Consider the following 26,852-nt stretch of genomic DNA (forward strand, 5'->3'; position numbering starts at 1 on the left):
CTTATGTCGTTTAGGAGGACAAGTTGAAAAACTCAAAGACTTGGTATTATAAATTACTTTTACTATTTTTATTTCTTGTATTCGCGTATACGGCAAATCGGACCATCCTAATTTACGAGAATTTCCGACAACAGACAGAAGATATCGCACAAGTCTTGGTTCGCACAATCGATCAATTTGGACTAGAAGTCAGTCGCTTTGAGTTTGATTTTAGCTATAGTATAGCAAGTATCATTGGTACATTGACAATCGTGGGGGGGCTTGCTCTTGGTATCTTGTATCACTCAGGTATGCCGAAACATACAGAGTTTGAATATGGAAGTGCCAGATGGGGCAACAAAAAAGACATAAAGCCAATGATGGATAAAAAAAAAGACAACAATATCATTCTCACAAAAAGTGAATCGCTGTCTATGTCTGGTCGTATGAAGATCACTAAATCTAATAACTTTAATCGGAATAAGAATGTCATCGTAGTAGGAGGAGCTGGATCAGGGAAAACAAGATTCTATGTGAAACCAAATTTGATGCAACTGCATTCCTCTTATGTCGTCAGTGATTCTAAAGGACTATTGTTAAGCGAGACAGCAACAATGTTTAAAGAAGCAGGTTATGAAATCAAGGTTTTTGACTTGATCACGCGGGAAAATACAGATTACTATAATCCTTTTACTTACATCCGTAGCGAAGACGATATTTTAAAAGTCGTCAACAACTTGATCAAAAATACTTCAGACCCTGAAAAAAAGGGTGGCGATGATTTTTGGGAAAAAGCTGAAACTGCCTTATTGATGGCCACATTCAGTTATCTTTTGCAAGAAGTTGATGAGGAAGATCAAACATTGACGAATGTCGTTGAAATGGTTCGCTTAGCAAACTGTCCAGAGGATGTGCCAGATTATGTTTCCCCACTAGACGTGATTTTCAATGAACTTGAAGAAAAAGATCCTGCCAACTTTGCAGTGGCGCAATACAAAATTTTCAAATTAGCGGGGGATCGCACCGCAAAAAGTATTTTAGTCAGCTTAGGAGTGCGATTATCGCCTTTTGATATTCCAAATATCAAAAAAATCGTGAGTAAAGATACGTTAGCATTAGACACTGTTGGAGACAAGAAAACGATTATCTATATTTTATTATCAGATACAGATACGAGTTTCAATTTCTTAGCAAGTATGTTGTACCAACAATTATTCGATAGCTTAGTTTACAAAGCAGACAATGTTTATAAAGGTCGTCTGCCCCATCATGTGCGATGTGTCTTAGATGAATTTGCCAATATTGGACAGATTCCAGACTTTGAAAAAGTGATTTCAGTGATTCGAAGTCGCGAGATATCGGTCAATGTGATCTTACAAAACATTAGTCAGCTTAAAAATTTATATAAAGATACTTGGGAAACAATCATCGGGACCAGTGACGTTTTTCTGTATTTAGGTGGGATGGAGTTAAGCACGCATGAGTATATCTCCAAATTACTAGGAAAGAAAACGATCCAGCACAAGAACATCAGTATCACCAAAGGTAGTAATGGGAATTATAGTGAGAACTATCAAAAAATGGGTCGAAATTTATTGGATGTAGATGAAGTGGCTAACCTAAGTGGAACAAAAGCGATTTTGAAGATTCGTGGAATAGTTCCGTTTATATCAGAAAAATATGATATTACCAAACATAAAAATTATAAAAAACTCGGAGATGTGACTCCAGAGAATTGGTACGAACGAAATCAATCACCGAAAAATGAAGAGGAGAATGGATAGAAATGAACAATAATCAACAATTATTACAGGATGTATTTAATTTGATTTCAAGATTTACGATGGTTGGCGGAGGATTATGGATCATTTGGGGAACCGTGATCTTAGCAGGTGCGTTAAAAGATAAAAATGGCCCGCAACTACAACAAGGGATCTGGCAAGTCGTCGGCGGTGCATTGATTTTAGTTGCTGCAGTTTGGTTCGTGACCGCATTTGATGTCGGCTCACTTTTAAGTAGGTAGAAAATTTTTTATAGAAAGAAGGTTAATCAGTGCGCGCAGCGATAATGATGCTATTTACTCGAATGATGGAATATTTGAATGGGGACAATATCGCAGATTCATTAAGTCGAGGATTGCAAGAATATATGGTAGATGCCTATGAAATAGCAGGAGTCATTCAACAAACAATTATAGCCCCTGTTGCATTTTCCATCTTAGCGATATTTATTTTATTTGAATTTCAAAAAATTTCTTTAAAAGTAGAGAATGCGGGTGGTGCTCCTACTTTGGGATTTGAAATGATCATGAAAGCATTTGTGAAATTTATTATTTGCTATATTGTCATCTTAAGAATCCAAGTGATCCTTGATGCCATTGTCGCTTTAGGATCGATGTTAGCAGGGCAAATAATGGACTACAACAGAAATGATCTTTTAGGTTCTTATTACAATGTCGTCGATTCAGTCGTCAGAAGTCTTTCGTGGTGGGAAGTAATGGTTGTATTAATGGTTTTTGTCGTTCTGTTTTTAGTTTCTTTAGTTGTAGGGGTTTTTATCAATGTCATCGTCTATGTAAGATTTTTTGAATTATATATATTCAGTGCGATTGCTCCTATTTCTATGGCAGCACTGCCGAATCAAGAATTTTCATCGATGGCTAAAGGATTCTTTAAGAATTTTGCGGCCTCCTCATTACATGCTGTAATGATCGCATTAGTGTTGACCATCTATCCTGTGATCTTTATGAATTTTTTGAGTAATCACAATCAAACGATGTGGGGTCTTATTTTTGGTTTAACGATTTATATGATTGCCTTGATGTTTGCAATAAATAAGACGAAGGGATGGGCAAAAATGATTGTGTCTGCCTCGTAGAAAGGAGTAAGTTATGGCAATTGAAGTCAAAGTCCATAAAGATGTACGGGAATATAAAGAACGCATTGTCGCAGGCATGAGTGTGCGGCAATTAGGCTTTCTGTCTGTCGCAGGGTTGATTAATATCGTGATTAGTTTTGTATTTGTGCGCTTTTTTGGCTATTCCATGGACGTGATCAGTTGGCTGATGATTCTCGTTTCAATGCCAATCGTCGCTTTTGGGTGGCTAAAAAAAGAGGGACTGCCTTTTGAACGCTATTTGAAATACTATTTTATTTACCATTTTGATCAAGGAGTAGTTGTTTATGAAGAATCTGATACGTCCCAATTTGATGAAGGTCAACTTCAAACAGAAAAAGAATAAGAAAAATAAGCAAGAGGAAAAGAAATCTTTTTTACTTTTTGAAAAAATCTATGACAATGGCATTTGTCTAATCGAGGAAAATGAATATTCGCTAACGATCAATGTCGAAGATATCAGTTATCAACTTTGTTCAGAAGAACAACGTATGCAGGTATTCATTAAATATTGTGAATTTCTAAATTCTTTAGACGCTTCTATTGAGTACAAAGTCACGTTAGTAAAAAAGAAAAAAACAGTCGAAGAATTGACTCATGTGCTTTTTAAAGAAAAAAATGAACGATATGATGATAAATACCGCCAAGAAATGAATGACTATCTGACAGCGAAAATCAACGAAAAGAAGAATGCATTTGAAAAGAAAATTTTTATTACTTTTACTCAAAAACATGAGAATCAGGAATTTGCGGAAAGAGAGTTATTCTTGATTGCCGATCAAGTGGATCTATTCGCTCGAAAAATTGGTTCGACCCTCCATATTTTAAAGGGAGAAGAACGCAAAGAATTGATTGGGCAAATCTTAAATAATGAGAATCTTACATTACTGCCGAAACAAGTCGATCTCAAATTAGATAAGCGCCTGATCAAGATCGATGACAAACTAAATCAGACCCTCTATTTGAATGGTTACCCTGCCGAACTATCTGATGAATGCTTGACAGGTCTCATGGAGATCGATGAAGAAATCACTCTTACGGTTAGTTGCAAGCCGATACCGATGGCAAGCAGTTTCGACTTAGTAAAGACAAAAATGGCTTATATGGATCAGCAAAAGGTAGATGAACAGCGCAAAGCCTTAAACAGTGGGTACGATTATGACATGCTACCCTATGACCTAACTTATTCTCTGGATGAAGCAAAAGAGCTATTAGATTCATTACAAAGTAAAAGCCAGAAACTATTTGAAGTAACTGTGTTGATCAATTTCTCCGCAAATAATCAGGATAACTTAAATAAAATCGCTAGTAAAATCAAGTCAGTAGGGCGAAGATTTGGCTGCACGATCATTGAACTAGCTTATTTACAAAAATTTGCTTTGAATACACTATTACCAATAGGAAAGAATCATGTTCCTTTAAATCGATTATTGGCAACTTCTGCGGTTTCGGCGTTGATGCCATTTTCGATTTCTGAAATGCTCCACGAGAATGGCAATTATTATGGGATCAATTCTGTGACAAAAAATCTGACGATTCTTGATCGAAAAAAACTAATGGCGCCCAATGGGTTTGTCTTAGGTACACCAGGATCAGGTAAGAGTTTCTCTGTCAAACGGGAAATCGTCAATGTTTTACTGAGAAACGCCAAAGACGAAGTGATTGTCATTGACCCTGAATCAGAATATCAGCATATTTGCTCGGAATTTGATGGTCAAATGGTTCGATTGGCTGGCAATTCAAACACCTGCATCAATCCGATGGATATCAATAGTAACTATGGCGACGATGCTGATCCGATCGCTCTAAAAACCCAATTTTTGATTTCACTTTGTGAGCTGATCACGGGTGGTATTTTAGGGTTATCTTCCCAACAAAAGACGATCATCGACCGAGTATGCCGGAAAATTTACCAAGACCAGACAAAGTTGCCGACATTAAAAGATTTTTATATGGCGCTAAATGCACAGCCAGAAGAAGAGGCAAAGCAACTGGCGATTGAATTGGAGCTTTATACAGAAGGTAGCTTAGCGCTATTTTCCGAGCAGACGAACGTAGATTTAAATAAACGTTTGGTCATTTTTGACATCAAAGATTTAGGGAAACAACTTAAACCATTCGGAATGTTGGTCGTTTTAGATCAAATTTGGAATCGAATCACATTGAATCGAGAATCAGGGATCCGTACATGGTTATATATTGATGAATTACAGTTGCTCTTTACAAATGAATATTCAGAAAATTATTTCTTTGAATTATGGAGTAGAGCAAGAAAATGGGGGGCTATACCGACAGGGATCACTCAAAATGTTGAGACACTATTATTGTCGGATCTAGCCAGAAGAATGCTTTCTAATAGCGACTTCGTTGTCATGTTCAATCAAGCAAAATCTGACCGCTCAGAGTTGACTCGTTTATTCGATATATCGGAAGAGCAGGAAAAGTATGTATTAAATGGGAGTGAAGGTACAGGTTTGATGGTGTTTGGGGACACGATCATTCCATTTGAAGACCGACTGCCTAAAGAGACGAAACTCTATCAAATCATGACAACTAAACCTGGTGAAGAGGTAAAAACAAAGCAAGATTATGAATGAAACATATGAGGGGAATAAACAAGAAAACAACAAGCAACAAGATCTGTTATCGATCAAATTGAAACGTGTCAGTACGAAAGAGCAAAAAGAGAAAGCACTGAAGAAACGACTCCGATTCAAAAAACGTCAACAAAAATTAGCGAGAAAAAAAAGAGATAACTTACAGCTAAAAAATAGAAACATCGTTGATTTTAAACAACATATGGTGAATAGCCAATCAAGAAAAGAGCCATTAAGTAAAGGCGCAACAAGCAAAAAAACTTACGATAGTCAATTTAAAAAGCGCCATCTCATGACAAATAAAAAAAAGTTAAACAAAGTAAATAGAAATAAAAAACATAGTACCACTAGAGAAAAGGCCTATTTCATAAAGAATAAACACCGCTCTTCTAAAGAAATCGATCATGCGCTTTTAGGAATAAAAAAAAGACAAACGTCATCCAATAATAGTGGGACGAATCAGCGAAGTCAGCTCTCTACTGAAAAAATCAATAAACAAAAACTAGGATCAAAAAAATTCTATCATAAGAAACAACAAAAGCTAGGCAAAAATGTTCTCAATCTAGCTGGCATAAAGAATACACTTACTACGAATAAGCAGACCAGAGCAAAGAAGCTTGAAGAAAAACTATTCGGCATCAAAGACAAACTTGAACGTAAACATCAAGTGTTAAGTAACTCCAACAAAGTCAAACGATTAAAAAAGCAAACAAAAATGCCATCGAAAAAAAAATTCAAACCCAAACTGAAAAAAAATCTGGCACAAACAGCCATAGACACAGTTGGCAGGAACAAAGATGGCGAATTGAATATTCTTGGAGTGCTTTTAGTCTTATTTATTATTCTCAAACTGATCCTCATGTTATTGTCCGTCAAAGTAATGATGATCTTGGCGGTCGTGATCGTCGTGATCGTTGTGATTATCGCCATCTTTAATTTTATCGCTAGTATATTCACTATAAAAACGGAAGATATGGCATTAGCAGAGGCATATGAGCATGTCACACTTTTGGATGCCAGAAAGAACAAAGAAGTGCAACAAGTTTTTGAAGATTTTTCAGAAGATTCTGAAATTGAAGAAGTTTATTTTGTTGTAAATGGTGTTGCCAGACCAGATAACAATTTTATCTATAGCTCTGATGCAGATACGTACCTCTATTACCTGAATGCAAAATATGAAGATTATAACATCAGTAAAAGTATCTCAGCGAGTAGCAATATCTTTGGTGCAACGAGAGTTCGTGGAGAAGTAGAAGGAATCCATGACTATACCTTTAGTTACACGACAGAAATCGAAACAAGAGAAGTGCCAATTATTTATCCTGAAGACAATGATACTGAGGACACTGACCCAGAAGGAGATGGATCGGAAGACTCAGAAGATGACGATGAATCGGAAGAACCAGATGATTCGGATGAAGAAGAAGACCCAGAAGAACCAGATGATTCAGAGGAAGATGAGGACTCAGAAGAAGAAGCGGATGATTCAGAGGAAGATGAGGACTCAGAAGAAGAAGCGGATGATTCAGAGGAAGATGAGGACTTAGAAGAAGCGGATGATTCAGAAGAAGACGAGGACTTAGAAGAAGCGGATGTTTCGGAAGAAGACGAGGACTCAGAAGAAGCGGATGATTCAGAAGAAGACGAGAGCTCAGAAGAAGACGAGAGCTCAGAAGAAGAACCGGATGATTCAGAAGAAGACGAGGACTTAGAAGAAGAAGCGGATGATTCGGAAGAAGACGAGAACTCAGAAGAAGAACCGAATGATTCCGAAGAAAATCAAACAGCTAACACTCCAACTGGGGACCAACCCGCTACCCCTCGTAATGAAGAAGATCGTCCAACCCATCGTACGATAAAAGTGGCGTTGATCAATATTGAGATCAAAACAATCAGCCAGTTTATTGATGAAAATTCAGATACGTTGACAGAGGAAGAACTAGATAAATTTGGACCGATCCAGGAATTGGACCGATTTGAGAATAAAGTATTTTTGCAAAGTCCTTTTGGCATGAACCAAGAGGCCATCGTTGTTCAAAAATATGGCTATCGAGGATCAAATGACAGAAATAGACACAATCATATTGAGCTGTTGGCTGAGCCTGGCACACCTGTCTATGGCATCGATAATTCTGGATCAGGAAGGGTACATGCTGCTGGCAATGATTATGTCACTATCAATACTTCTTTGAGCAAAAGAGTTGTTTTGTCTCCATTAAAAAATGTCCGGGTGAGAAGTGGTGAGTGGGTAGACGGCGATACAATCGTAGGAGAAACCACTGGAAATTTAAAGGTTGAAGTCATAGAACGCCGAACATTCTGGCCAAACAGACACATTTATCCATCTGCTTATATTTTTGATCTGGAATTTCAATTTCCTTCTGAGATAGAAGGGTTTACACATCATTCTTCAAGATCAATCTCAGGAAGTCTTAAAAATCCTGGACAAATGATTTTACAATGGGAACATCTTGTTCGAGAAGCCTGTGAAAAGTATGGGATTCCAGAGTATGTCAACATGATCTTGGCAATCATCCAAGTAGAATCAGGTGGTGATGCAGAAAGATTCCCTGACATCATGCAGGCCAGTGAGTCACAAGGTTTGTCTCCTAATACGATCGATGATCCAGAACGATCAATTGATCGAGGCACCCACTATTTTGCTCAATTATTAAGTAAAGCGAGAACCTTACATCTTGATGATCGTGCGGCTCTTCAAGCCTATAACTACGGAGAAGACTTTTTACATTGGTTAGCAAATACTAATAAGCAATATAGCTTCCTTCATGCAGAGTTATATGCAAGAGAAAAAAGCAACAGGCAGACTGTTACTTATACCCATCCAGTAGCGTTAGCACATGGGTTTTCATGGCGATATGCTTACGGAAATATGTTCTATGTACCTATAGTAACTAACTATCTATGGCTCGAAAACTCAGATTTCCTAGAGGCTGCAATCAATGAGATTGGCACGATTCAAGGAGAGAAGTACTGGCAATGGTATGGGTTTGAAGGAAGAGTAGAGTGGTGTGCGATCTTTGTGAGTTGGGTAGCAGACCAAGTAGGTTATCTCAACCAAGAAAAAATAATCAAGTCTGCTAACTGTTTACAAATGATCAACTGGTTAACTGAAAAAGGGAACTATAAGAAGGCTTCAGAGAACTATCATCCACAACCAGGTGATTTGATTTTCTTTGATTGGAATGGAGGTGGTACAGGTAAGGATCATGTGGGAATCGTAGAGTTTACAGATGGAAATATCATTCAGACCATCGAAGGGAATACTGCCGATAAAGTAGCTAGAAGGACCTATTTTATCAATGATCCAAGTATTTCAGGGTACGGTATTCTTCAATAAAGAAAGAAAAGGATGAACGATGAAGCAAATAAAAAATATAGTTGAGTCAAAAGAAGGAAAAAGAATCGTGTTTATAGCTGTCGGCATTTTCATCGCAATGTTCAGTTTTATTTTTTACACGCTATTTTTTCATCGCAATACGAATGAAAATTTAGGATCTACCACCAATAGTCAACCTTTGTCTGTAAACGAGCAAAAAAAAGAGGACCTAAATTTAGTGGAAAAAAACGAAGCTTTAGTCTATCGGGGAATTTGGTATTCTGATCGAGCGGATGGCATGGTCTTAGAATTAAAAAATGATGGGACCTATCAGAGTACTACCTGGCTCTCAACCGGTCATTATCGTTTGGTGGATACAAAACTTGTGTTGACCGATAAAGACGAGAAGGAAGTGACTTTTGAGCTGATGACCAGGCTAGGGGAAACGATCTTCTTTTATGAAGACAATGAGGGGGACACTACCTATTTCTATCCAAGTGTTGAATTGATGGAGAAAGCAAAAGAAATGATGGATTCTGGTGGTGATGAAGTGAACGAGATGATCAGTCAGAAATGGAATGACGTGTTACTTCAAGGTAGTTGGACAGGTACGACGATGAATAGTCAAGTGTTGATTGATTTCACAGAAGATACATTTGTCCAACGAAAAGTGGATGACGGAGACGAAATAAGTCGAACTTTTTACTATCGAGTCATTTCTGAAGATATTACTGAGACGTCATGTGTGTTAGAACTATCAATCACAGATGAACATTCAGCAGTTAAAAAATTTGAAATCACATTAGAGGAAACACAATTTGGTTATCGCATGAATTCCCTCCCAGGAATGTTTTTATGGGTAAATAATTACGAAAAACCACATCAAGCCGTGCGGTTAACTCAAACGGGAGTTTTTAGAGAAAATAATTCATCTTTAGATCATTTACTTGAAAATCGCTTGAATGGTTAATCGACTCTGAAAAAATTCTTCATTGAATGGAGGAGACCGATGTTTTATAAAAAATTTGAAGACTATCTTAAAGAATATATAAACAAAGATATTTCAGTAAAATCAGTAAAACCTTATGAAGAAAAAGTATTCAATGAGTTTCAAGCAAAAGCAATATTGGATAGCAACCCTGAAACCTTGAGAGAAGAATTCCACTTCGTTCTAGACTTGATTTCTTCAAGAAAAGAAGTGAACGAAGAAAAGACCAATGATTTAAAACAATCATTTGAAAGAATGCTCCAAGACATTGATCCATCAGAATACAATGCCTTGAGATTCTCGATTTATAAATCGCGGATGATCGTCTTAAAAGAAAATATACGTAAACAAGAAACAAGGACAAAAGATGCGACACCTAATTTGACGTCACACACACAATTACAAGCATCTGAAGAATTAGTAAGTCCTAAATTAGTGGCTGAACAAGAAAGAAGATTTGCAGAACAAGCATCACTCAATAAGAAACCTAACTTAAAACAACAATCTTTATCCAATGATCAGATCAAAGAGAATGTCTCGATGCACGTAAATCCTGTTCACACGACGAATCAATATACAAAAGAAGAACACCAAGAAAGGCTTAGAGTGAGTGATTTAAAAGAACGATTTGAAAAAGAACGTTCTTATAATAAAGAACCACATTCAGCTGAAGTACCATCAGGAACAGTCAATCGATTGCGACAATACTATGAAGGTCTGAATCATACATCAAATGATCATTCACCATCAGAAAGTCGAAAGTCGTCTAGATGGAGAACCTCGCAAACGAATGATTCACCGAATGTTCAAAATAGGCAAAATCAACCGTCAGATCGACAGAACCAAAGAGATGAAGGAACATCATCCTATCAAAAAGCTCCGCCATTAAAAGGTACTAGCGAATTTGTGCGTAGAGGAAATGAAAGCACAGTCTATACGAATGAATCATCACCCACAAATAAAGCGGAGCCGGAGCAAACCGGCATGACGAACGAAGAATTTCAAAGACGGCGAGATCAATTTGGCAATCTATCTGGACCAAGTAACGAACCACCAGTCATAAAGAGAACAACTCAAAGCGAAACGGATAATTATCAGACAGCTACTTATCAAAATCCACCTAGGCAGCAACGAAGTAGTGAGCTAGTGCAAGAAGCTCAAGCTAGTAGGGCAGATAACAATGACTCATTAAGGACAAACAATGCAGAATGGAGTCAAACTGGTAGGGCAAACGAAGAATTTCAAAGACGGCGAGATCAATTTGGCAATATGCCTGGACCAAGTAATGAACCACCAGTCAGAGAGAGAACAACTCAAAGCGAACCGGATAATTATCAGACAGTTGCTTATCAAAATCCACCTAGGCAGCAACGAAGTAGTGAGCTAGTGCAAGAAGATCAAGCTAGTAGGATAGATAACAATGACTCGTTAAGGACAAACAATGCAGAATTGAGTCGAGCTGGTAGGACTGACGGAGAATTTCAAAACCGTCGTGCTCGTTTCGAAAACCTGACTAGTACAAGCAATGAACCAGCGTTTTCTAAGAAAAAGGGTCGTGGAGAAAGTGAACATCAAGGAACTTCTTATCAAAGAGCTACCACCATGCATGGCAGTAGCGAAATCGTACGTAAAGGAAACGGAAGCGCAGTTCATACGAATGATTCAGCAGCTGCAAACGAAACAAAATCGAATCAAACCGACATGACGAACGAAGAATTACAAAACCGTCGCACTCGATTCGAAAATTCCAGTGTAAAAAGTGATAACCACCTTGCATCAGAATCCACGGGACGAGTGAAGGCAGCAAGGGACCAGTTTGAAAGTGCGAATGCCCTTCGTGATGAGCGCCCAGTTCCAGAATCCACGGGACGAGTGAGGGCAGCGAGGGAACAGTTCGAAAAAGCGAGTAATCTTCGTGATGAGCGACCAGCACCAGAATCCACGGGACGAGTGAAGGCAGCAAGGGACCAGTTTGAAAGTGCGAATGCCCTTCGTGATGAGCGACCAGTTCCAGAATCCACGGGACGAGTGAGGGCAGCGAGGGAACAGTTCGAAAAAGCGAGTAATCTTCGTGATGAGCGACCAGCACCAGAATCCACGGGACTAGTGAGAGAAGCAAGAGAACGGTTCGAAAATGCGAATGCCCTTCGTGATGAGCGCCCAGTTCCAGAATCCACGGGACGAGTGAGAGCAGCGAGAGAACGGTTCGAAAATGCGAATACCCTTCGTGATGAGCGCCCAGTTCCAGAATCCACGGGACGAGTGAGGGCAGCGAGGGAACAGTTCGAAAAAGCGAGTAATCTTCGTGATGAGCGACCAGCACCAGAATCCACGGGACGAGTGAGAGCAGCGAGAGATCAGTTCGAAAATGCGAATGCTCTTCGTGATGAGCGACCAGCACCAGAATCCACGGGACGAGTTAAAGCGATGCGAAGACAGTACGAGTCCAGAACTGGGAGAGAAACTGAAGCTAGTGATTCTAACGAAACATTCCAGCAAAAACAAAATGGATTGGCTAATGAAAGATTTCGTCAACGCCAAAACCAATTTGAAAATCCTGCTGGAACAAGTAGTGATGGTCCAAAATCGGAAGAAACGGTTATAGCCGATCAGCTAGATCATAGAAAAGAAACAAGCAACCAACCTACTGTTCACTCTGCTGATCAAACAGATCTAACAGATATCGCTGCTGGTAATACGAAAAAAATCCGTGAATTGTTAGCTGATAAACTCAAATTTAATCCAGAAGAAAAAGTACCACCTGAAACAAATACCCAGACAAATAATCAAACAGATACTCAAACAGATACTCAAACAGATAGTTCCCACGCATCAGTAGAGGAATCTTCCTCAGACACTCAAAATAGCCAAATGAGAAATCAGATGAGTGAAGGTGGGGAACCGAAACCAACAAAACTGGATGAAGCGAGTATAGTCACTCGAGGAATGGATAAAAAACAGTCGGAAAACACAACTGATTCTTTAGATAAACTTGGAATAGACGCGAGTAGTGATACTTTTGGCTTAAATGAAAATGCTTCAGGAAAAACGGATAAAGCTACAGAAACCGATTTTATGGATGACAATATAGAATTGCCAGAGTCAGGACCGCTTACAGAAAAAAAGAAAATCCATACAAAAAAAAGCCGAGCGATTCAAATCGGAAGACTTTTGTTGAACTTACTACCATTAGCATCTTGGCCGTTGATCAGTATGTGGGTAACTGGCATTTTAGGCATCGTTCCAGCCTACCTTGCTATGTATGGACTACCACTAACTCTGTTTATTTACGGGACTATTTTGGCTGCCGTTTATGGGCCAAAACTCATCAACTATATCCGTAAACTTCGTTCTAGAATACAAAACTATCGCCAGGCAGAACGAAGTCGACAGAGAAACTTAGAAGATCGAGTGATTGATCCAAAAGAAAAATCGATTCAAAGAGAAACTGCCGCTCATGAGAAAGAAACAGCAAAAACAAAACAACAGAATCACTCATCAGAAAAAGACAGTCCTGAAAATTCAGAAAAAGACAAATCTGTAAAAGGTTATCTTAAAAGAAATTGGAAATCTCTCGCCATCATCTTTGGTGTTGGGATAGTTGTAGCAGGAATTGGTATCGCACTGACACCAGTAATAGCACCATATATATTTACGATAGCCACCTCAACTCCGTTATTTATGTACAAAGTAACTTCAGTTATTGCAATGGCACTTGGGGTTTCCTTTGGTGTGACTGCCTTGAGTAAAGGACTGCATGCACTACAAAGAAAGTTTTATAAAAAAGAAGATCAAACATTAGAAACGACAACACAAAAAGAAACAATCGAAAAAAATTCTTTAGAGGTAGATAAGAATTTTGATAAAGCCTATGAAAAATTGGATAAGGATGATCGTGCATCTGCCCATGATAATTCGTCAATAAAAAGTGCTGGATCAAAAGAAGATGGCATAAAACTCGCTAGTAATGAAACGAAGTCAATGGAAAAAAGTCCATATGCATGGGTCTATGGTCAAGAGACAGAAAACAAAACCCCAAATGAATCGAATCGTTCAAGTCGGTCGAATTCGTTCAATACCCATGAAACACTTCATGTGAAAGCGGATATTCATGAGCCACCCTCACAGTCATCACGTGAAAACCGTGCGACGAATCAATTAGGTGAAGCCGCAAGACATCGGTTGGATAATACAAAATCTGAAAGAAATCCACAGATTACTGAACAAAATAAGGGAATCAATCGTCAGCCGGCCGTCAAAGAGGCATTTGATTCAATCAAACAAAAAGCAATTTCGAAGAGTAATAATGCCAGTGGTAAGCCCCTACTGAAAGGTCAAATATCTTTTGAAAAATAAAGAATACGGAGAGAGATTCAATGAATAAAATCAAACTAATGAGCATATTTAGCGTCATCTTGTTGCTCTTACATTTTCCAGTGAGTGTTTATGCTACTTTTAATGATTATATGCTCGATGAGATCCATCAAGGAAAGAGCTTAAGTGCATGGTTGTATGACGAAGGAGAAAACGCAATCTCTCAACAGATCAGTGCTACACCACAAGTAGATGGTTCTTTAGGGGTTGATGTGGGGGATAGTGTAAGTTTTTCGATTAATATTCCTACCTATGCCCTTGTAACAGATCGAGGTGGTTGGATTCCAGCACTTACGGGAGGTAAGAGTGGAAATACGCCTGTACCCAATTACTTTTATACTCAGATGCGTTATGGAAAGTCACCAAATCTGCTAGGTAATTTTAGCATAGGCGAGGTGACCGCGACAAATCTTCCTTCGGGAGTGACTATTAGCAGGGTAGTTGGTCCGACTACGGGAAATCATACAAGAGTTGATGTGACAGTTACTAGGTCACAGGTGAGTGCGACAAATGGTCATACTAACTCAATCAATCTTAACTTGAGTTCGCTTTATTTAGATACATGGGCAATTGATCCAACAACTGCTGATTTTTTTGGAAACAACCCGATTAATGTAGGGGGTATCACACTTACTAATCTTAATTTAGGCACATTGTCACTGCGAACAAAAAATTCAATCAAAGTGAGATATATCGATGAGGAAGGTAATGAACTCCGAGCTCCACTGGTAGAACAAATGGAGGTTGGTCAAAACTATGCGTATACACCTCCAGTCATTCCGGGATATACCTTCAGCAGATTATCATCTGGAAGCGCAAGTGCTTCCGGTCAGATGGCAGCTGGTCCGGAAAGACTTGTTGAATTTGTCTATACAAAGAATCCAACGGTGGGCGGAGCGATCACGGTGAACCACGAATTTATCGGTGCTTCAAGTATGAATAGCAGTGCACGATTCACAAACGTGGGGAATGTGGGCGATCGATTTGAATTGACACCTAGAACAGAAGCGGGTTGGCAAGTAAAAGGTGAGTTGCCAGAAGTGATAGTGACAGAACAAGCACAAACGGTGACGATCCAATACGAGCGAAAACCTGGAGGTGCCATCACCGTCAATCATGAATTCATTGGCGATTCTTCTATGAATACGAACGAAGTGATTACAGATGTCGGGAATGTCGGTGATCGTTTTGAATTGACGCCACGAACAGAAGCGGGTTGGCAAGTAAAAGGTGAGTTGCCAGAAGTGATAGTGACAGAACAAGCACAAACGGTGACGATCCAATACGAGCGAAAACCTGGAGGTGCCATCACCGTCAATCATGAATTCATTGGCGATTCTTCTATGAATACGAACGAAGTGATTACAGATGTCGGGAATGTCGGTGATCGTTTTGAATTGATGCCACGAACAGAAGCGGGTTGGCAAGTAAAAGGTGAGTTGCCAGAAGTGATAGTGACAGAACAAGCACAAACGGTGACGATCCAATACGAGCGAAAACCTGGAGGTGCCATCACCGTCAATCATGAATTCATTGGCGAATCTTCTATGAATACGAACGAAGTGATTACAGATGTCGGGAATGTCGGTGATCGTTTTGAATTGATGCCACGAACAGAAGCGGGTTGGCAAGTAAAAGGTGAGTTGCCAGAAGTGATAGTGACAGAACAAGCACAAACGGTAACGATCCAATACGAGCGTAAAGTTGGCGGTCAAGTAGTCGTCAACCACATTTTTGAGGAAGCGCCTGAAAAAAATCGAATGGACATTCTACTTGGACGTTGGGGAGAAGCTTTTAAGGCAGAGCCAATGCAAATAGCTGGTTGGGAAGTAAAAGAAACCATCGGCCAACCTACAGGTGTATTTACAGATGAGGAGCAAGAGATAAATTTCGTCTATGTTAGAAATGAGGAGCAGCCGAGACCAGAGGAAGACAAACCTAATGACAATAAGGATAAGCACCCTGAAACAAAACCGGTGGACCAAACAACTGACAAAAAAACTTCAACTAAAAAGAATGATGGGGTCGCAATCAGAAGAAAAGAAGAGAAGCGTTCGCTACCAAGATTGAATAGTCAAGCAGGAATTTCCTTAACTGTAGTAGGGACGTCAATCGTTGCATTTGTCTTTTGGAAACAACTAAAAAAGCGAACTAAATGTAAAAATAAATGATACCAAACATTTGATTTAAAGGAGGAGTTCGATGATCACCAATGAACAGCCAGATCCAGAGGTAAAAATGCTACAAAAAACATCCTTGAAAACGCCTAAATTTGGTTTTATGGGACTAAAATATTTAGGACGATTTGTCGTCAAAGTGACGAAGATGATCAAAAATAGAATCACAAAAAAGAAAGAAAAAGAGCAATCACCTTTAGAAGTATCTGCTAATAAGACGAAGGCAGCTAAAAAACAACCTGTCAAGCTGGAAGCTGCGAAAGAAAAAGCGCCTGTTGTAAAAAATATCGCAACAAAAACCAATCGGAACCTTTTTCAGTTTTTATACAAATTAGGGACGAACTTCATGAAGGTTGATCTTTTAAAAAGTATAAAAACACTAGGTATCAGTGCAACATCCTCTCAACGAAGAATCAAATCTGCCGAAGTCAAAACAGTGAAAGCGGCAAAACAACAATCCGTTGCTAAAATCAAAAAATTGAGCTTTGCCACAGTAAAAAAAGAGGCAATCAGTAAAAGTAATAAAATCAATCAGTTATCAAAAAATAATCAGTTAACAAGAAGACCGTCATTACAAAGATCATAAGGAATTCTCATGATCAATTGGAGCCATCCTGATTGGAGGAGAAAGAATGGAACATGAGCGTATGAGTGATGAACAACGAAGAATCGGTCGTGAGACTAAGCGAATCCAAACAATGAAAAGGATAGAAGAAAACAAGAGAGAGCAAGAACGCGTTTATTTGGAGAGTGTTCGATCGTCAGAGGGATTCAAACGTTCGTTACAAAAGAAAAATAGGAAATAAGTCATTTTGTTCATAAATAATATCGCGAAGACAGATAAAGGATTTCTTTAAGAAAGTAGGAATGATAATGGATGAACAACTCGTAAAATTAAACCAAAAAATTGCACGCATAAAAGATATCAATGATCCTGAACTCGATCGTTTAGTAGCAATGAAAAATGAGTTGCTACAACAAAACGCTGTACAAGATCAAATACAGCCGACTGCTTCATCAAGCACCTTGAGAACAACTGAAGTAAAATCTAATCCTGAAAAGATTCAGCAATTAACGGAAAAAATTTCAGAGAAACAAGCGCAAATAAACCGTATCAAAGATATGAGTGATCCCCGCTATGAAAAATTAGAAGCGGAGAAAACACAGTTGATCAGAGAAAGAGAAACTGAACGTCTCAAATCAGCTAAGAGTCATGAACTTACAGACAAAACAGGCATAGCTGGGCAAGCGAATAGGGACTCAACGATCGTCAAAACAGATTTAAAAAATGTCCAAAAAATGATCCACCACGATCTGGATCAACAATTTGAAAAACTATCTAATTTTTTTGAGGAGTATAAATTTCAGTATGATTCATCAAAGGATGAAAAAAACATCAAGGAATTAGGTGAGAATATCGACATGCATAAAAAAAGATATGACCTGAAGATGAAAAATAGTTTTAATGACGCGGGTTTCTATGGCAGGTTTAAGAAAAATGAAAAACAAAGTGAACTAGCACTCGGAAATTTTATCGAAACCTGGAAAGAAGACCAAGGCTACCATCGAGATACTCATTCCGCTATTGAAAAAATCCATGAATTGAAAGATACAATTGTAAAAAATCATAATTTAGAGAAATACAGTATGAAAGTCAACACGAAACAAAATGAATTAGCCGAATTACAAAGTAAAAAACAGCGAATCAATTTTTTTAGTAAGTATATTTTTAATCGCGAAAAATATCGTCAATTAAAAAATCAGATCCATGAATTAAAAAACGAATTGAATATTATAAGAGAAGCTCGATCACTAGCTATGAAAGGCGATCTCACAAAAGCAGAAAACTTATTCAATGTTAGTGAACGTACAGGGACTTCTCATGAAGTGAAGCAACGAAGACTTACTCAAAAAACGTTATCGCCTTCCTTGGCTACAAGTATTCCTGGTCCTAGTAAACTGCAAAACAAAATGGAAGCAAGCATAAGCAAATCAGCAGAAATCATGCAACGCAAGAGTTCAGAGAAATTGCGTAGTTCTTCCCCTAAAGAGCAACGCGCATAAAAAAAGTATCTCTAATCGATAAAAATTTTATCGATTAGAGATATCAATGATTAATTGTCTGATGAATAGTCACCTTGTTAATTTATAAGAACTCTAACAAAGAAAGAATATTCGCTTGTTGCAACAGCTAAAAGTTAAGGAGTACCAATGAAAAGCAAAATAAATAGTAAAAAAATAATCATCTTAATAACCGTATTAGTGATTCTTTTGACCCATCTACCTTTTCATTTTGCCTATGGATCAGAAACTAGTGAACCTGCACCCGAAAGCCAAAATGATCCAAGTTTAGGAGTAGAGAGAAATGCAACAATCACATTTGAAACAAGTCCTTCAGAAGGTGGTAGACCTAGTTCTATGCCTCATGTAAATCCGCCATGGGGAAGTTTATTTTACACTATCAGTGCAAATCCGAACCAAGGGTTTCGTTTCGTTCGATGGGAGCTAATCAACGGATGGAATGCTTCGATAGGCAATCTAAATGCTGAAACAACAAGTCTTACTATCTCTACTGGTGGCCCTATAGGACCACCAGTGCATGAGACGATAACGATACGAGCAATATATGAGAGGGTTTACAATTTAACTTTCCAATCTTCTCCAAATGCTGGAGGAAATCCAAGAGCGGATCAAACAATACTGGCACAAGGTGAAACGACCACGATCCATGCCAACGTTTCGAATGGATATCGCTTTGTTCAATGGGAGCCTGTTTCTGGAAACGCGACTATTGCAAACCGAACGAGTCAAAGTACATCCATTACGATGGGGACAGGAGATTCGTCCATTCGAGCAGTCTACGAACAAATCACCCATAGTGTGAGTGTGCAGGCAAATCCAACGATTGGTGGCAATCCTAGGGTTTCAGCTTCATCCGCTGCCCAAGGAGCAACCATCAATTTGAATGCGAATCCAGCTGTCGGGTACCGGTTTGTCAATTGGCAGTTTCGAACCCAAAATGGTGCAACCATAACGAATAGTAATCTGGCGAATACCAGTTTACGAATGGGTACGGGACCTGTGAGCGTCCAAGCCAATTATGAACGCTTGCAACAAGGCAGTGTCGTCGTAAGGTATGTGGACGAAGAGGGGAATGAGTTAGCTCAAAGCGATATTTTAACGGGATTTAGCGGAGAAGCATATCGTACAGAAGCAAAAGAAATCGAAGGGTGGGAATTGCTTGTTGCACCGGAAAATGCAACAGGGGTTTTCACGAATAATGAGCAGATAGTCACCTATATCTATCGGAAGAGTCAGGAGTTATGGGGAACCGTCCCTTGGGAATACGACGAGGCAACGAAAACGATCCATTTGTATGGTGGAATCGCTGGATCGGTCTCGCAAGCGCCATGGAAAGTTCACTCAGAAGTTGAAACTATTCGTGTCATCAATGAAGTATTTTTACCAGAAAATAGCGCATCTTTATTTTACGAGTTAAATCAGTTGAAAAGTATTGAAGATGCAGGAAAGTTCAATACATCCGGAGTTACGAATATGAGCAGAATGTTTGCAAGTACAACAGCACTAAAAGAGCTCAATATTAGTCAATGGGATGTGTCTAATGTAACTAGCATGAGTCACACATTTGCATGGATGAGCAATTTAATAAAGTTAGATGTCAGTCAATGGAATGTGTCTAATGTGACGAATATGAGCCACGCATTTGCTTGGACATACAACTTGGCGGACATTGATGTCAGTCAATGGAATGTTGAGAATGTGACCAGTATGACGAATTTATTTATGTCTTCCTCTTCACTAACTGAATTAGATTTGAGTAATTGGGACACAAAAAATAAAGATATTAGGGGCATGTTCTCTAATACTTGGAGACTTTCATCTCTTAAATTAGGAAAAGAAACAGTGATTGAAGGTACCAGGTTACCAAGGATCACATCTACAACTGAATATACAGGCCGATGGGTGCTTGAAGAAAGTTTGGATAGTTCAGTTCGAACAATCGCGTTTGAGAATTCAAACGAATTTATGGCAAATTATGACGGAAATCATCCAGGAACTTATGTATGGGAACGTTCTCGTCCGGAAGAATTAGTGGCAGCATTAGAGCCATTAAGTGACCAATCAACAGCAATCACTGGTTGGATGACAGAAGTAACGGATAGTCGAACAATCACTTACCAAAATACAACGGGACAAACAGTCAGTGTAACTAAAGAATCACCGAGGATCAAGTGGGGAGATTACCAAGATGCAGATCAACGAATACGACAGTTTGAGATACCCTTGGCAGAAAATGAGCGTTTAGCAACAGATACACAGGTAACACTCGCTGTTGCTAAACCATCCGTCGAAACAACTGGTGATTTGACGATTGAAGAAAAGGTAATCAAAGGGATCGACTACACTGCAAATCACTTCACATTAGAACGTAAGAAGTTAGAGGCATTAACCAGTGAAGCAGAACTCCATGAATTGATTCTGAAGGAAAGTCAGGCAACAGCACACGATGCTTTGACACAGGACGATCGCAGTCAGGAAATTAAAATCGTAGCTACGGATTTAACCAAGGATGAAGTGGACGATGGCACGTATTTTGCTACATTTCAAGTAGGGAACAAAGCCTGTCAGTTTACAATAGGCATTGATGTTAGCTCGAAGATCCATCATCTAAAAGTTTCCATACCGACGAAAATGGTGTTCGAATCCCTCTACCAAGGCGAGGAAACTAATCGTGAATTTGTTAGTCCAGATTACGAGATCCGTAATCATTCAGATCTTTCTGTTGATACGTATGTGAATCAGTTCATTGTTGAAGATGATGCAGGGGTCACCTTGTTAAGAGAGGATGAAAATCCTTTAGATCACGCGCCATTGCAAGAAGGACGACCGAAAAAATTCTCTGATATCAAACAATCACTATTGGAATTACAGTTGATGTCTAATGAAACCAAAATTTCTTTATATGGACGAAGAAGTGAACAACGCTTGGCACAAGTTGCACCATACTCAAGTGTCCCTTTCCATTTGACCGGTCGGTTTTATGGGCCATATCCTAAGTGGATCTCGGAAAGTGACAATGAACAAGGGGGCTATTATCAAGATTCATTCGTTCCCACCTATCGTATGATTTTACGATTTGTTCCCAGATAGCGGGCATAGATGTACGAGATAAAAGAATGATAATGACTAGGAGACGTTCAACCAATGAGTAAAACAAAACGAAGGAATCAACAAAAGAAACGACGGAAGAACGGTGTCTTATTATTGTTTGTTTCTTTAATAATGATGGCTGTTGCTAGTTGGTATTGGTTTGGTCACAAAGAACCCATTCCAGTTATCAGCGCGGATTTGTTACCTGAAATCAGTGATGCGAGTGATCAACGGATTTCTGAGCGTGCGCAAGAACTAGCAGATGCAAATTATTTCACCTTGCAGATCAACCCAGAAGCAGTTTTCGAAAATGGCAGAAGTCGTGGATCGATCGAAATCGTCAATCCTGGCACGAATGTTTATCCGATTGCGGTCGATATCACGATCAATGATACGAAAGAAGTGATTTATTCTTCTGGCGCGATTTATCCCAATCAATTGATTGAAGCGGTGTATTTGAAACGACCTTTAGAAAAAGGAGAATATCCAGCAACAGCGACAGTCAATATCTATGATCCAGAAACCAAAGAAAAGCAAGGCGTAACCGAAGCAGAAATCAGTATATTGATAAAAAATTAATCCAATTTAAGTGAGGCTACCTAAATGAAAAAAGCAACAAAATTAGTGTTAAGTATTCTAACAATTACAGGAGTATGTATTAGTGGAATTACCGCTTTTGCTAGTCCAGTCCAAACCATCGATGGGCGAGAAGGCGCAACTTCTGGAGATATCACTATAAAGGGGATCATCGGTGAATTTGATAATACAAAGCCTGGTCCAAATCCAGAAAATCTCGATCAATGGATCAATGTGACCCTACCGACGACAGCTATTTTCCGGACAACAGAAGAATCTGAGCATAAAAAGATTACTTCTCCGGCTTATCACGTGACGAACCATTCTGCGCTAAGTGTGCGGGCTTCCGTCTCAAATGTGACAGAAGTCAAAGAAATGAGCGAAGTAGATCGACTAATGATCAATACGATCGAATTATTCAACAAAGGAGTTTCGACAGTTACAGCTACGCCTTTATTCACCTTATCTGGTAATGAGGGGAATCATACAGTCGGTAACTTCCGATTTAGTGGGGATGCGACACCGAGAAATGCTTCCGTAGAAAGTAATCCGAGCTTTAAACTAGTATTGAATTTTGCAGTAGAGGAATAAAGCAAATGGAAAATTTACTATCAGATAGTAAGATGAGGAAGTATAGAAGTAAAAAATGGCAAGTTTTATCGGTGCTACACATACTTCTTATTATTAGCTTATCCTTTTCCACCATAGTCAAGGCAGAAGAGGTGCAATCCACTCATAATATCAGAGTATCTGGTACGATTGGATCGACTGTTGAAGAAACAAAAGAAGCAAACAAGCATCAGACACTAGTCGCTGATCTTTCTGCGATCACTCGAAAAAATCTACCCGAAACAGGAACAGTAGTAAATCAACGAATTGTTTTCTTAGGTTATCTGTTGATTGGTATTTCTGGGGGAGTAGTTTTGTTTTCTAGAAAACGAAACTATCCTATTGAATACTTAAAATGATCGATCTAGTAAGGAAATGAGCGTTGAAAAATGACAGAAAACGAGTAAACAAAAAAGCCATCCGCAGAGGATGGCTTTTTTCTATGGTCAATCACTACTGTTTCTAGACGAAGCTCGAGTAGAAGGTGCAGTTCGTGTCCCGCTGTCACCACCAGCAGCATTTGTATCTTCAGAACTTGGCGGCGTAGCAGAGGATTCAGGTGGTGCTTCTTCGCTAGAAGATGCTGGTGGTTCTGTAGAAGGCTCACTACTTGGTTCAGTTGGTTCACTACTTGGTGGTGTCGACTGTTCAGAGCTACTAGGTTCAGTCGTTGAGCTTGTAGAAGTCTCAGGAACAGTTTCGCTCGTTGAAGAATCTGGAACAGGAGTTACAGGGACGACCGCAGATGAAGAAGGAATCGTCGTTGACGGCACCGTAGCGTTTGAATTGCCAGATGATGATGCATTTCTAAAGAATAATTCACCACCAGAACGGTACAGTCCGTTAGGCATCGTCCAATCCGTATTTGTCACATTTGCAGAGACAAATTTCATCAATTCGCGATAAACATCTGAAGCTACATCTGTTCCAGTGGAAGTGATCGGAGTCATTTTATCATTGTATCCCGTCCACACAGAAATGGCATAATTCGGTGTGTAACCAGCAAATAAAATATCTGGATAAACGCCCGTTGAGGTACCTAACTTAGCATATTCCTCGTCCGTATAATTAGATGTTCCTGTTTTACCTGCTTGGATCAACCCTGGGATTGCGGCATTCGTACCGGTTCCGCGAGTAATCGTATCTTTCAAGATGTCAGTAACCATATACGCTGTTTCTTCAGACATCGCTCTTGTTCCTTCTGGTTCAAATGTTTCTTCAGTACCATCTTGGAAAACGATCCGATTAACGTATTGTGGTTTATAGTAAGTGCCACCGTTTGCTAAGGCAGCGTATGCTGCGGCCATTTTTTCAGAAGAAGCACCGTATTTTGTACCATCTTGTTGTTCAGTATTACTTGAAATCGCATTTGACTGATGGATCGTGCTATATTCGATCCCTAAGCTACTCAAGAATTCTGCGACTTTATCTGCGCCAACTTCATTGAAGAGCTTGACTGCCGGGACGTTTCTTGAAAGGTATAACGCTTGGCGCAAGGTGACCATTCCCATGTAACGGTTGTCCCAGTTCGAAACAGGAATAGAAGTTCCTTCATAATTGTAAGGTGCGTCGGCGATCAATTTACCAGTAGAATAGTTCAATTCTTCAAATGCTGGCGCGTAATCAGTGATCGGTTTCATGGTTGAACCAAAGTCACGAGAGGTATTAACAGCTAAGTTATTACCTAAAGAGACATCATCCGGAATGTTTCTTCCACCGATCTGCGCGGTGACTTGTCCAGTATTGACATCGATCAACGTAGTGGCAACTTGCATTTGATCATCTGGATATGCAACGTATTGATCTGTATTCACTACATCATATAAGTGTTTTTGGGCATTCAAGTCTAAGTTCGTATAAATATCTAAGCCATCGGTATAGACATTCTTGTCTGTTTTAGCATGGACTTCATTGATGACCTCTTTGACATAATTGTCGACGATCCGTGTATTAGTGTCTTCTTGGGTTAATTCTTGTAACCCATCCGTGATCGGTGTGTTGATCGCTGTATCGTACTCTGTTTGAGAGATTTTTTCGTTTTGGAGCATCGTGTACAAGACAGTGTCACGACGTTTTTTTGCTTGCTCTGGAAACTGGTAAGGATCATAAGCTGACGGTGCTTGAGGCATTCCTGCTAAAAGCGCGGTTTGCGGTAAATTCAATTCGCTTAATGTTTTTCCAAAGTAAGATTGAGCCGCTGTTTCCATGCCATAAAGACCGTTAGACATATAGACTTTATTGACATAATAGGTCAATATCTCTTGTTTTGATTTCGTTTGTTCCAGTCTGACAGCCATCCAAGCTTCTTGGGCTTTACGTCTGATTGTTTGGTCTTCGGTACTAGTTGAGAAGAAAGAGAGCTTGATCAGCTGCTGAGTCAATGTACTACCACCCTGTAAACCACCAGATGTAAAGTTGGATAATGCGGCACCGATGATCCGAACAGGGTCGACACCGATATGTTTGTAAAATCTTCGGTCTTCGACTGAAACGATGGCATCTTCAAGTGTCTTTGGCAGTTCGTTGGCAGAAATTTTCTCTCTTTTTTCCGCCCCTAGATCCTCAAATAACTCGCCATCTTTCGTATAAAGTTTTGACGAAACTGTTGCATCCAGTTTTTCGTCTGTCAAAGCAGGCGCATCTTTGGCATAAAACCAAAAAAGTCCGACCCCTGCGAGAAAAGCGACACAGATCAAGGAAAGACCAATTAAAAGAATACGTGTGATCAATCCTTTTCGATCTTTTCCAGTGCCTTTTTTCGTTGATTGTTTTCCTCTTTTCTTTGGAGAAGAAGAGGAGGTGCTTCTTTTAGAAGATCTCGTTTGATTAGTTGGCATTCTTTGGTTCTCCTTCATTAGATTCTAGGTACTGTTCGATTGCTTGCAAGTATGGAACACGAGGGGCAAAGCCACTTGGAATCTCGATTCCTAATTTTTCGATCAATGAAAGCGGCAAGGATTTCCTTCCTTGTGTCTGTTGTTCGTGCCAATAATGGACTAAATGTGTACTATCTAAATAAAAACAACGCTGTAAGGTAGAAAACCATAAAAGGACAAAACAGATTCCTCCTTGTTTTAGACAAGCTTCCATATGTGAGATTTGATGGGGATGGAAATTTTTAAATGGAAATGAAGTTTTGTTTTTTGTCTCTTTTGCTTCAAAATCCAAATAGAAACCTCGATAGACACCGTTATAATCAGTTGTGGAAGCTTGAGTAAAATAAGCTTCTTTAATGACAGCGGCACTACGTCGAGGGTAGTCAACTTTTACGATTTGAACCGGTGTTGGCTTTTTATGGATAACGGCCATTTGATGTGCCAGATAATACTCGTTGCTTTCATTGATGGCTTCTTCAAATCGCATCCCGCGATTGCCAAACTCCGTATGTGGGTTCCTTTTTACTTGTTTTTTTTCTTTGGACGAGGCATCCTTGATATAAGGACGGCCATTTGGATAGCGTAAAACCATGATCGAATCACTCTCCTAGGCCACATTATAGCAAAAAAGCACAGAGAAAGAAAAGGAAACTGGAATGGATACAATAAAAGTAATGTATATCTCTGGTTATCGCAGTTTTGAATTAGGCATATTCAAAGATAATGACCCTAAAATGACAGTTATTAAAAAAGTTTTAAAAAATGAATTGACCCAATTGGTAGAAGAAGGATTGGAATGGGTGATCATCAGTGGGAACTTAGGCGTCGAATTATGGGCAGGTGAAGTCGTCGCTGAAATGAAGACGGATTATCCAGAATTGAAGCTTGGGATCATTTATCCGTTTACAGAGTTTGGTAATGGTTGGAATGAGAACAATCAGGAAAAGAAAAGGCTGGTAGAACAGCTTTCTGACTATCGTGAGTCGGTGAGTCACCAACCCTATCAATCACCAAGTCAACTAAGAAATCATACCCAATTTATTCTACAACATACAGATGGGACACTATTGATTTATGATCCAGAATATCCTGGAAAAACAGACTATTTTTTTAAGGATGCACAAAAATATCAAGGGAGTCATCCTTATGAGATTCGAACCGTCAGCATGGATGATTTGCAAAATTTTAGTGAATAAAATAATATAGTGTTTGATTTATCAAGTCTTTTCCGATACAATAAAAAAGTAGAAACGTTAATACGTAAATGAGAAC

At 39.2% G+C, this 26,852-nt stretch carries 19 protein-coding genes; 17 read left to right on the forward strand and 2 right to left on the reverse strand.

Annotation, left to right across the window (positions count from 1 at the left end; all coding sequences use genetic code 11):
• The first annotated feature begins 23 nt into the window (after positions 1-23).
• From IGJ39_RS06385 to IGJ39_RS06460, 16 genes are all read left to right on the forward strand, one after another.
• Positions 24-1,763: a VirD4-like conjugal transfer protein, CD1115 family gene (locus IGJ39_RS06385; RefSeq protein ID WP_396349524.1), complete on the forward strand. Its 1,740-nt coding sequence runs from the start codon at positions 24-26 to the stop codon at positions 1,761-1,763.
• Between the two features lie 2 nt (positions 1,764-1,765).
• Positions 1,766-2,002 carry a hypothetical protein gene (locus IGJ39_RS06390; protein WP_010735554.1) on the forward strand — a complete coding sequence of 79 codons (237 nt, stop codon included), beginning with the start codon at positions 1,766-1,768 and terminating at the stop codon, positions 2,000-2,002.
• A gap of 29 nt (positions 2,003-2,031) precedes the next feature.
• Positions 2,032-2,856 carry a hypothetical protein gene (locus tag IGJ39_RS06395; protein WP_019724190.1) on the forward strand — a complete coding sequence of 275 codons (825 nt, stop codon included), beginning with the start codon at positions 2,032-2,034 and terminating at the stop codon, positions 2,854-2,856.
• Between the two features lie 13 nt (positions 2,857-2,869).
• The gene (locus IGJ39_RS06400) at positions 2,870-3,220 is read left to right on the forward strand and encodes a PrgI family protein (protein WP_019724189.1); all 351 of its coding nucleotides are present in this window, start codon (positions 2,870-2,872) and stop codon (positions 3,218-3,220) included.
• Positions 3,162-5,471 (forward strand): VirB4-like conjugal transfer ATPase, CD1110 family, encoded by a 2,310-nt coding sequence (locus IGJ39_RS06405; protein ID WP_019724188.1) that lies wholly within the window; start codon positions 3,162-3,164, stop codon positions 5,469-5,471. The genes IGJ39_RS06400 and IGJ39_RS06405 overlap by 59 nt, the downstream gene beginning before the upstream one ends.
• Complete coding sequence (locus IGJ39_RS06410) at positions 5,464-8,829, forward strand: lysozyme family protein (protein WP_438764315.1); 3,366 nt, start codon at positions 5,464-5,466, stop codon at positions 8,827-8,829. The genes IGJ39_RS06405 and IGJ39_RS06410 overlap by 8 nt, the downstream gene beginning before the upstream one ends.
• Before the next feature lie 19 nt (positions 8,830-8,848).
• Entirely contained in the window at positions 8,849-9,778 is a 930-nt protein-coding gene (locus IGJ39_RS06415; protein ID WP_019724402.1) for a hypothetical protein, read from the forward strand.
• Positions 9,779-9,817: 39 nt separating this feature from the next.
• A complete protein-coding gene (locus IGJ39_RS06420) occupies positions 9,818-14,152 on the forward strand; it encodes a hypothetical protein (RefSeq protein WP_438764317.1) in 4,335 nt (1,444 codons plus the stop codon).
• Positions 14,153-14,172: 20 nt separating this feature from the next.
• Complete coding sequence (locus IGJ39_RS06425) at positions 14,173-16,341, forward strand: MucBP domain-containing protein (protein ID WP_430608410.1); 2,169 nt, start codon at positions 14,173-14,175, stop codon at positions 16,339-16,341.
• Positions 16,342-16,372: 31 nt separating this feature from the next.
• Positions 16,373-16,933: a hypothetical protein gene (locus IGJ39_RS06430; protein WP_019723728.1), complete on the forward strand. Its 561-nt coding sequence runs from the start codon at positions 16,373-16,375 to the stop codon at positions 16,931-16,933.
• 46 nt (positions 16,934-16,979) lie between these two features.
• On the forward strand, positions 16,980-17,153 hold the full coding sequence (locus IGJ39_RS06435; protein WP_019723727.1) for a hypothetical protein: 174 nt from the start codon (positions 16,980-16,982) through the stop codon (positions 17,151-17,153).
• 67 nt (positions 17,154-17,220) lie between these two features.
• Positions 17,221-18,411 carry a hypothetical protein gene (locus tag IGJ39_RS06440; RefSeq protein ID WP_019723726.1) on the forward strand — a complete coding sequence of 397 codons (1,191 nt, stop codon included), beginning with the start codon at positions 17,221-17,223 and terminating at the stop codon, positions 18,409-18,411.
• Between the two features lie 147 nt (positions 18,412-18,558).
• On the forward strand, positions 18,559-21,519 hold the full coding sequence (locus IGJ39_RS06445; RefSeq protein WP_438764320.1) for a BspA family leucine-rich repeat surface protein: 2,961 nt from the start codon (positions 18,559-18,561) through the stop codon (positions 21,517-21,519).
• 54 nt (positions 21,520-21,573) lie between these two features.
• Positions 21,574-22,098, forward strand: a complete 525-nt coding sequence (locus tag IGJ39_RS06450) for a hypothetical protein (protein WP_019724062.1) — start codon at positions 21,574-21,576, stop codon at positions 22,096-22,098.
• A gap of 24 nt (positions 22,099-22,122) precedes the next feature.
• The gene (locus tag IGJ39_RS06455) at positions 22,123-22,686 is read left to right on the forward strand and encodes a hypothetical protein (protein WP_019724061.1); all 564 of its coding nucleotides are present in this window, start codon (positions 22,123-22,125) and stop codon (positions 22,684-22,686) included.
• Positions 22,687-22,718: 32 nt separating this feature from the next.
• Positions 22,719-23,063, forward strand: a complete 345-nt coding sequence (locus IGJ39_RS06460) for an LPXTG cell wall anchor domain-containing protein (RefSeq protein ID WP_438764322.1) — start codon at positions 22,719-22,721, stop codon at positions 23,061-23,063.
• An 87-nt stretch (positions 23,064-23,150) separates the two neighbouring features.
• On the opposite strand, the gene IGJ39_RS06465 is transcribed toward IGJ39_RS06460, so the two are convergent.
• Positions 23,151-25,541 carry a PBP1A family penicillin-binding protein gene (locus tag IGJ39_RS06465; RefSeq protein ID WP_019724059.1) on the reverse strand — a complete coding sequence of 797 codons (2,391 nt, stop codon included), beginning with the start codon at positions 25,539-25,541 and terminating at the stop codon, positions 23,151-23,153.
• Complete coding sequence (gene recU / locus IGJ39_RS06470; RefSeq protein WP_438764325.1) at positions 25,531-26,172, reverse strand: Holliday junction resolvase RecU; 642 nt, start codon at positions 26,170-26,172, stop codon at positions 25,531-25,533. The genes IGJ39_RS06465 and recU overlap by 11 nt, the downstream gene beginning before the upstream one ends.
• 64 nt (positions 26,173-26,236) lie before the next feature.
• Here recU and IGJ39_RS06475 point away from each other — a divergent pair, with 64 nt between their 5' ends.
• A complete protein-coding gene (locus IGJ39_RS06475) occupies positions 26,237-26,776 on the forward strand; it encodes a DUF1273 domain-containing protein (RefSeq protein WP_108145990.1) in 540 nt (179 codons plus the stop codon).
• Positions 26,777-26,852: the final 76 nt, after the last annotated feature.

The organism is Enterococcus sp. AZ140 (assembly GCF_051714405.1).
Lineage (GTDB): Bacteria > Bacillota > Bacilli > Lactobacillales > Enterococcaceae > Enterococcus_B > Enterococcus_B pernyi.

Coding starts and splice junctions, on each gene's coding strand:
- IGJ39_RS06475 (WP_108145990.1), top strand. CDS start 26,237: ATGGATACAATAAAAGTAATGTATATCTCTGGTTATCGCAGTTTTGAA.
- IGJ39_RS06455 (WP_019724061.1), top strand. CDS start 22,123: ATGAAAAAAGCAACAAAATTAGTGTTAAGTATTCTAACAATTACAGGA.
- IGJ39_RS06415 (WP_019724402.1), top strand. CDS start 8,849: ATGAAGCAAATAAAAAATATAGTTGAGTCAAAAGAAGGAAAAAGAATC.
- IGJ39_RS06465 (WP_019724059.1), bottom strand. CDS start 25,541: ATGCCAACTAATCAAACGAGATCTTCTAAAAGAAGCACCTCCTCTTCT.
- IGJ39_RS06435 (WP_019723727.1), top strand. CDS start 16,980: ATGGAACATGAGCGTATGAGTGATGAACAACGAAGAATCGGTCGTGAG.
- IGJ39_RS06405 (WP_019724188.1), top strand. CDS start 3,162: ATGAAGAATCTGATACGTCCCAATTTGATGAAGGTCAACTTCAAACAG.
- IGJ39_RS06400 (WP_019724189.1), top strand. CDS start 2,870: ATGGCAATTGAAGTCAAAGTCCATAAAGATGTACGGGAATATAAAGAA.
- IGJ39_RS06460 (WP_438764322.1), top strand. CDS start 22,719: ATGAGGAAGTATAGAAGTAAAAAATGGCAAGTTTTATCGGTGCTACAC.
- IGJ39_RS06425 (WP_430608410.1), top strand. CDS start 14,173: ATGAATAAAATCAAACTAATGAGCATATTTAGCGTCATCTTGTTGCTC.
- IGJ39_RS06390 (WP_010735554.1), top strand. CDS start 1,766: ATGAACAATAATCAACAATTATTACAGGATGTATTTAATTTGATTTCA.
- IGJ39_RS06430 (WP_019723728.1), top strand. CDS start 16,373: ATGATCACCAATGAACAGCCAGATCCAGAGGTAAAAATGCTACAAAAA.
- IGJ39_RS06450 (WP_019724062.1), top strand. CDS start 21,574: ATGAGTAAAACAAAACGAAGGAATCAACAAAAGAAACGACGGAAGAAC.
- IGJ39_RS06445 (WP_438764320.1), top strand. CDS start 18,559: ATGAAAAGCAAAATAAATAGTAAAAAAATAATCATCTTAATAACCGTA.
- recU (WP_438764325.1), bottom strand. CDS start 26,172: ATGGTTTTACGCTATCCAAATGGCCGTCCTTATATCAAGGATGCCTCG.
- IGJ39_RS06410 (WP_438764315.1), top strand. CDS start 5,464: ATGAATGAAACATATGAGGGGAATAAACAAGAAAACAACAAGCAACAA.
- IGJ39_RS06440 (WP_019723726.1), top strand. CDS start 17,221: ATGGATGAACAACTCGTAAAATTAAACCAAAAAATTGCACGCATAAAA.
- IGJ39_RS06420 (WP_438764317.1), top strand. CDS start 9,818: ATGTTTTATAAAAAATTTGAAGACTATCTTAAAGAATATATAAACAAA.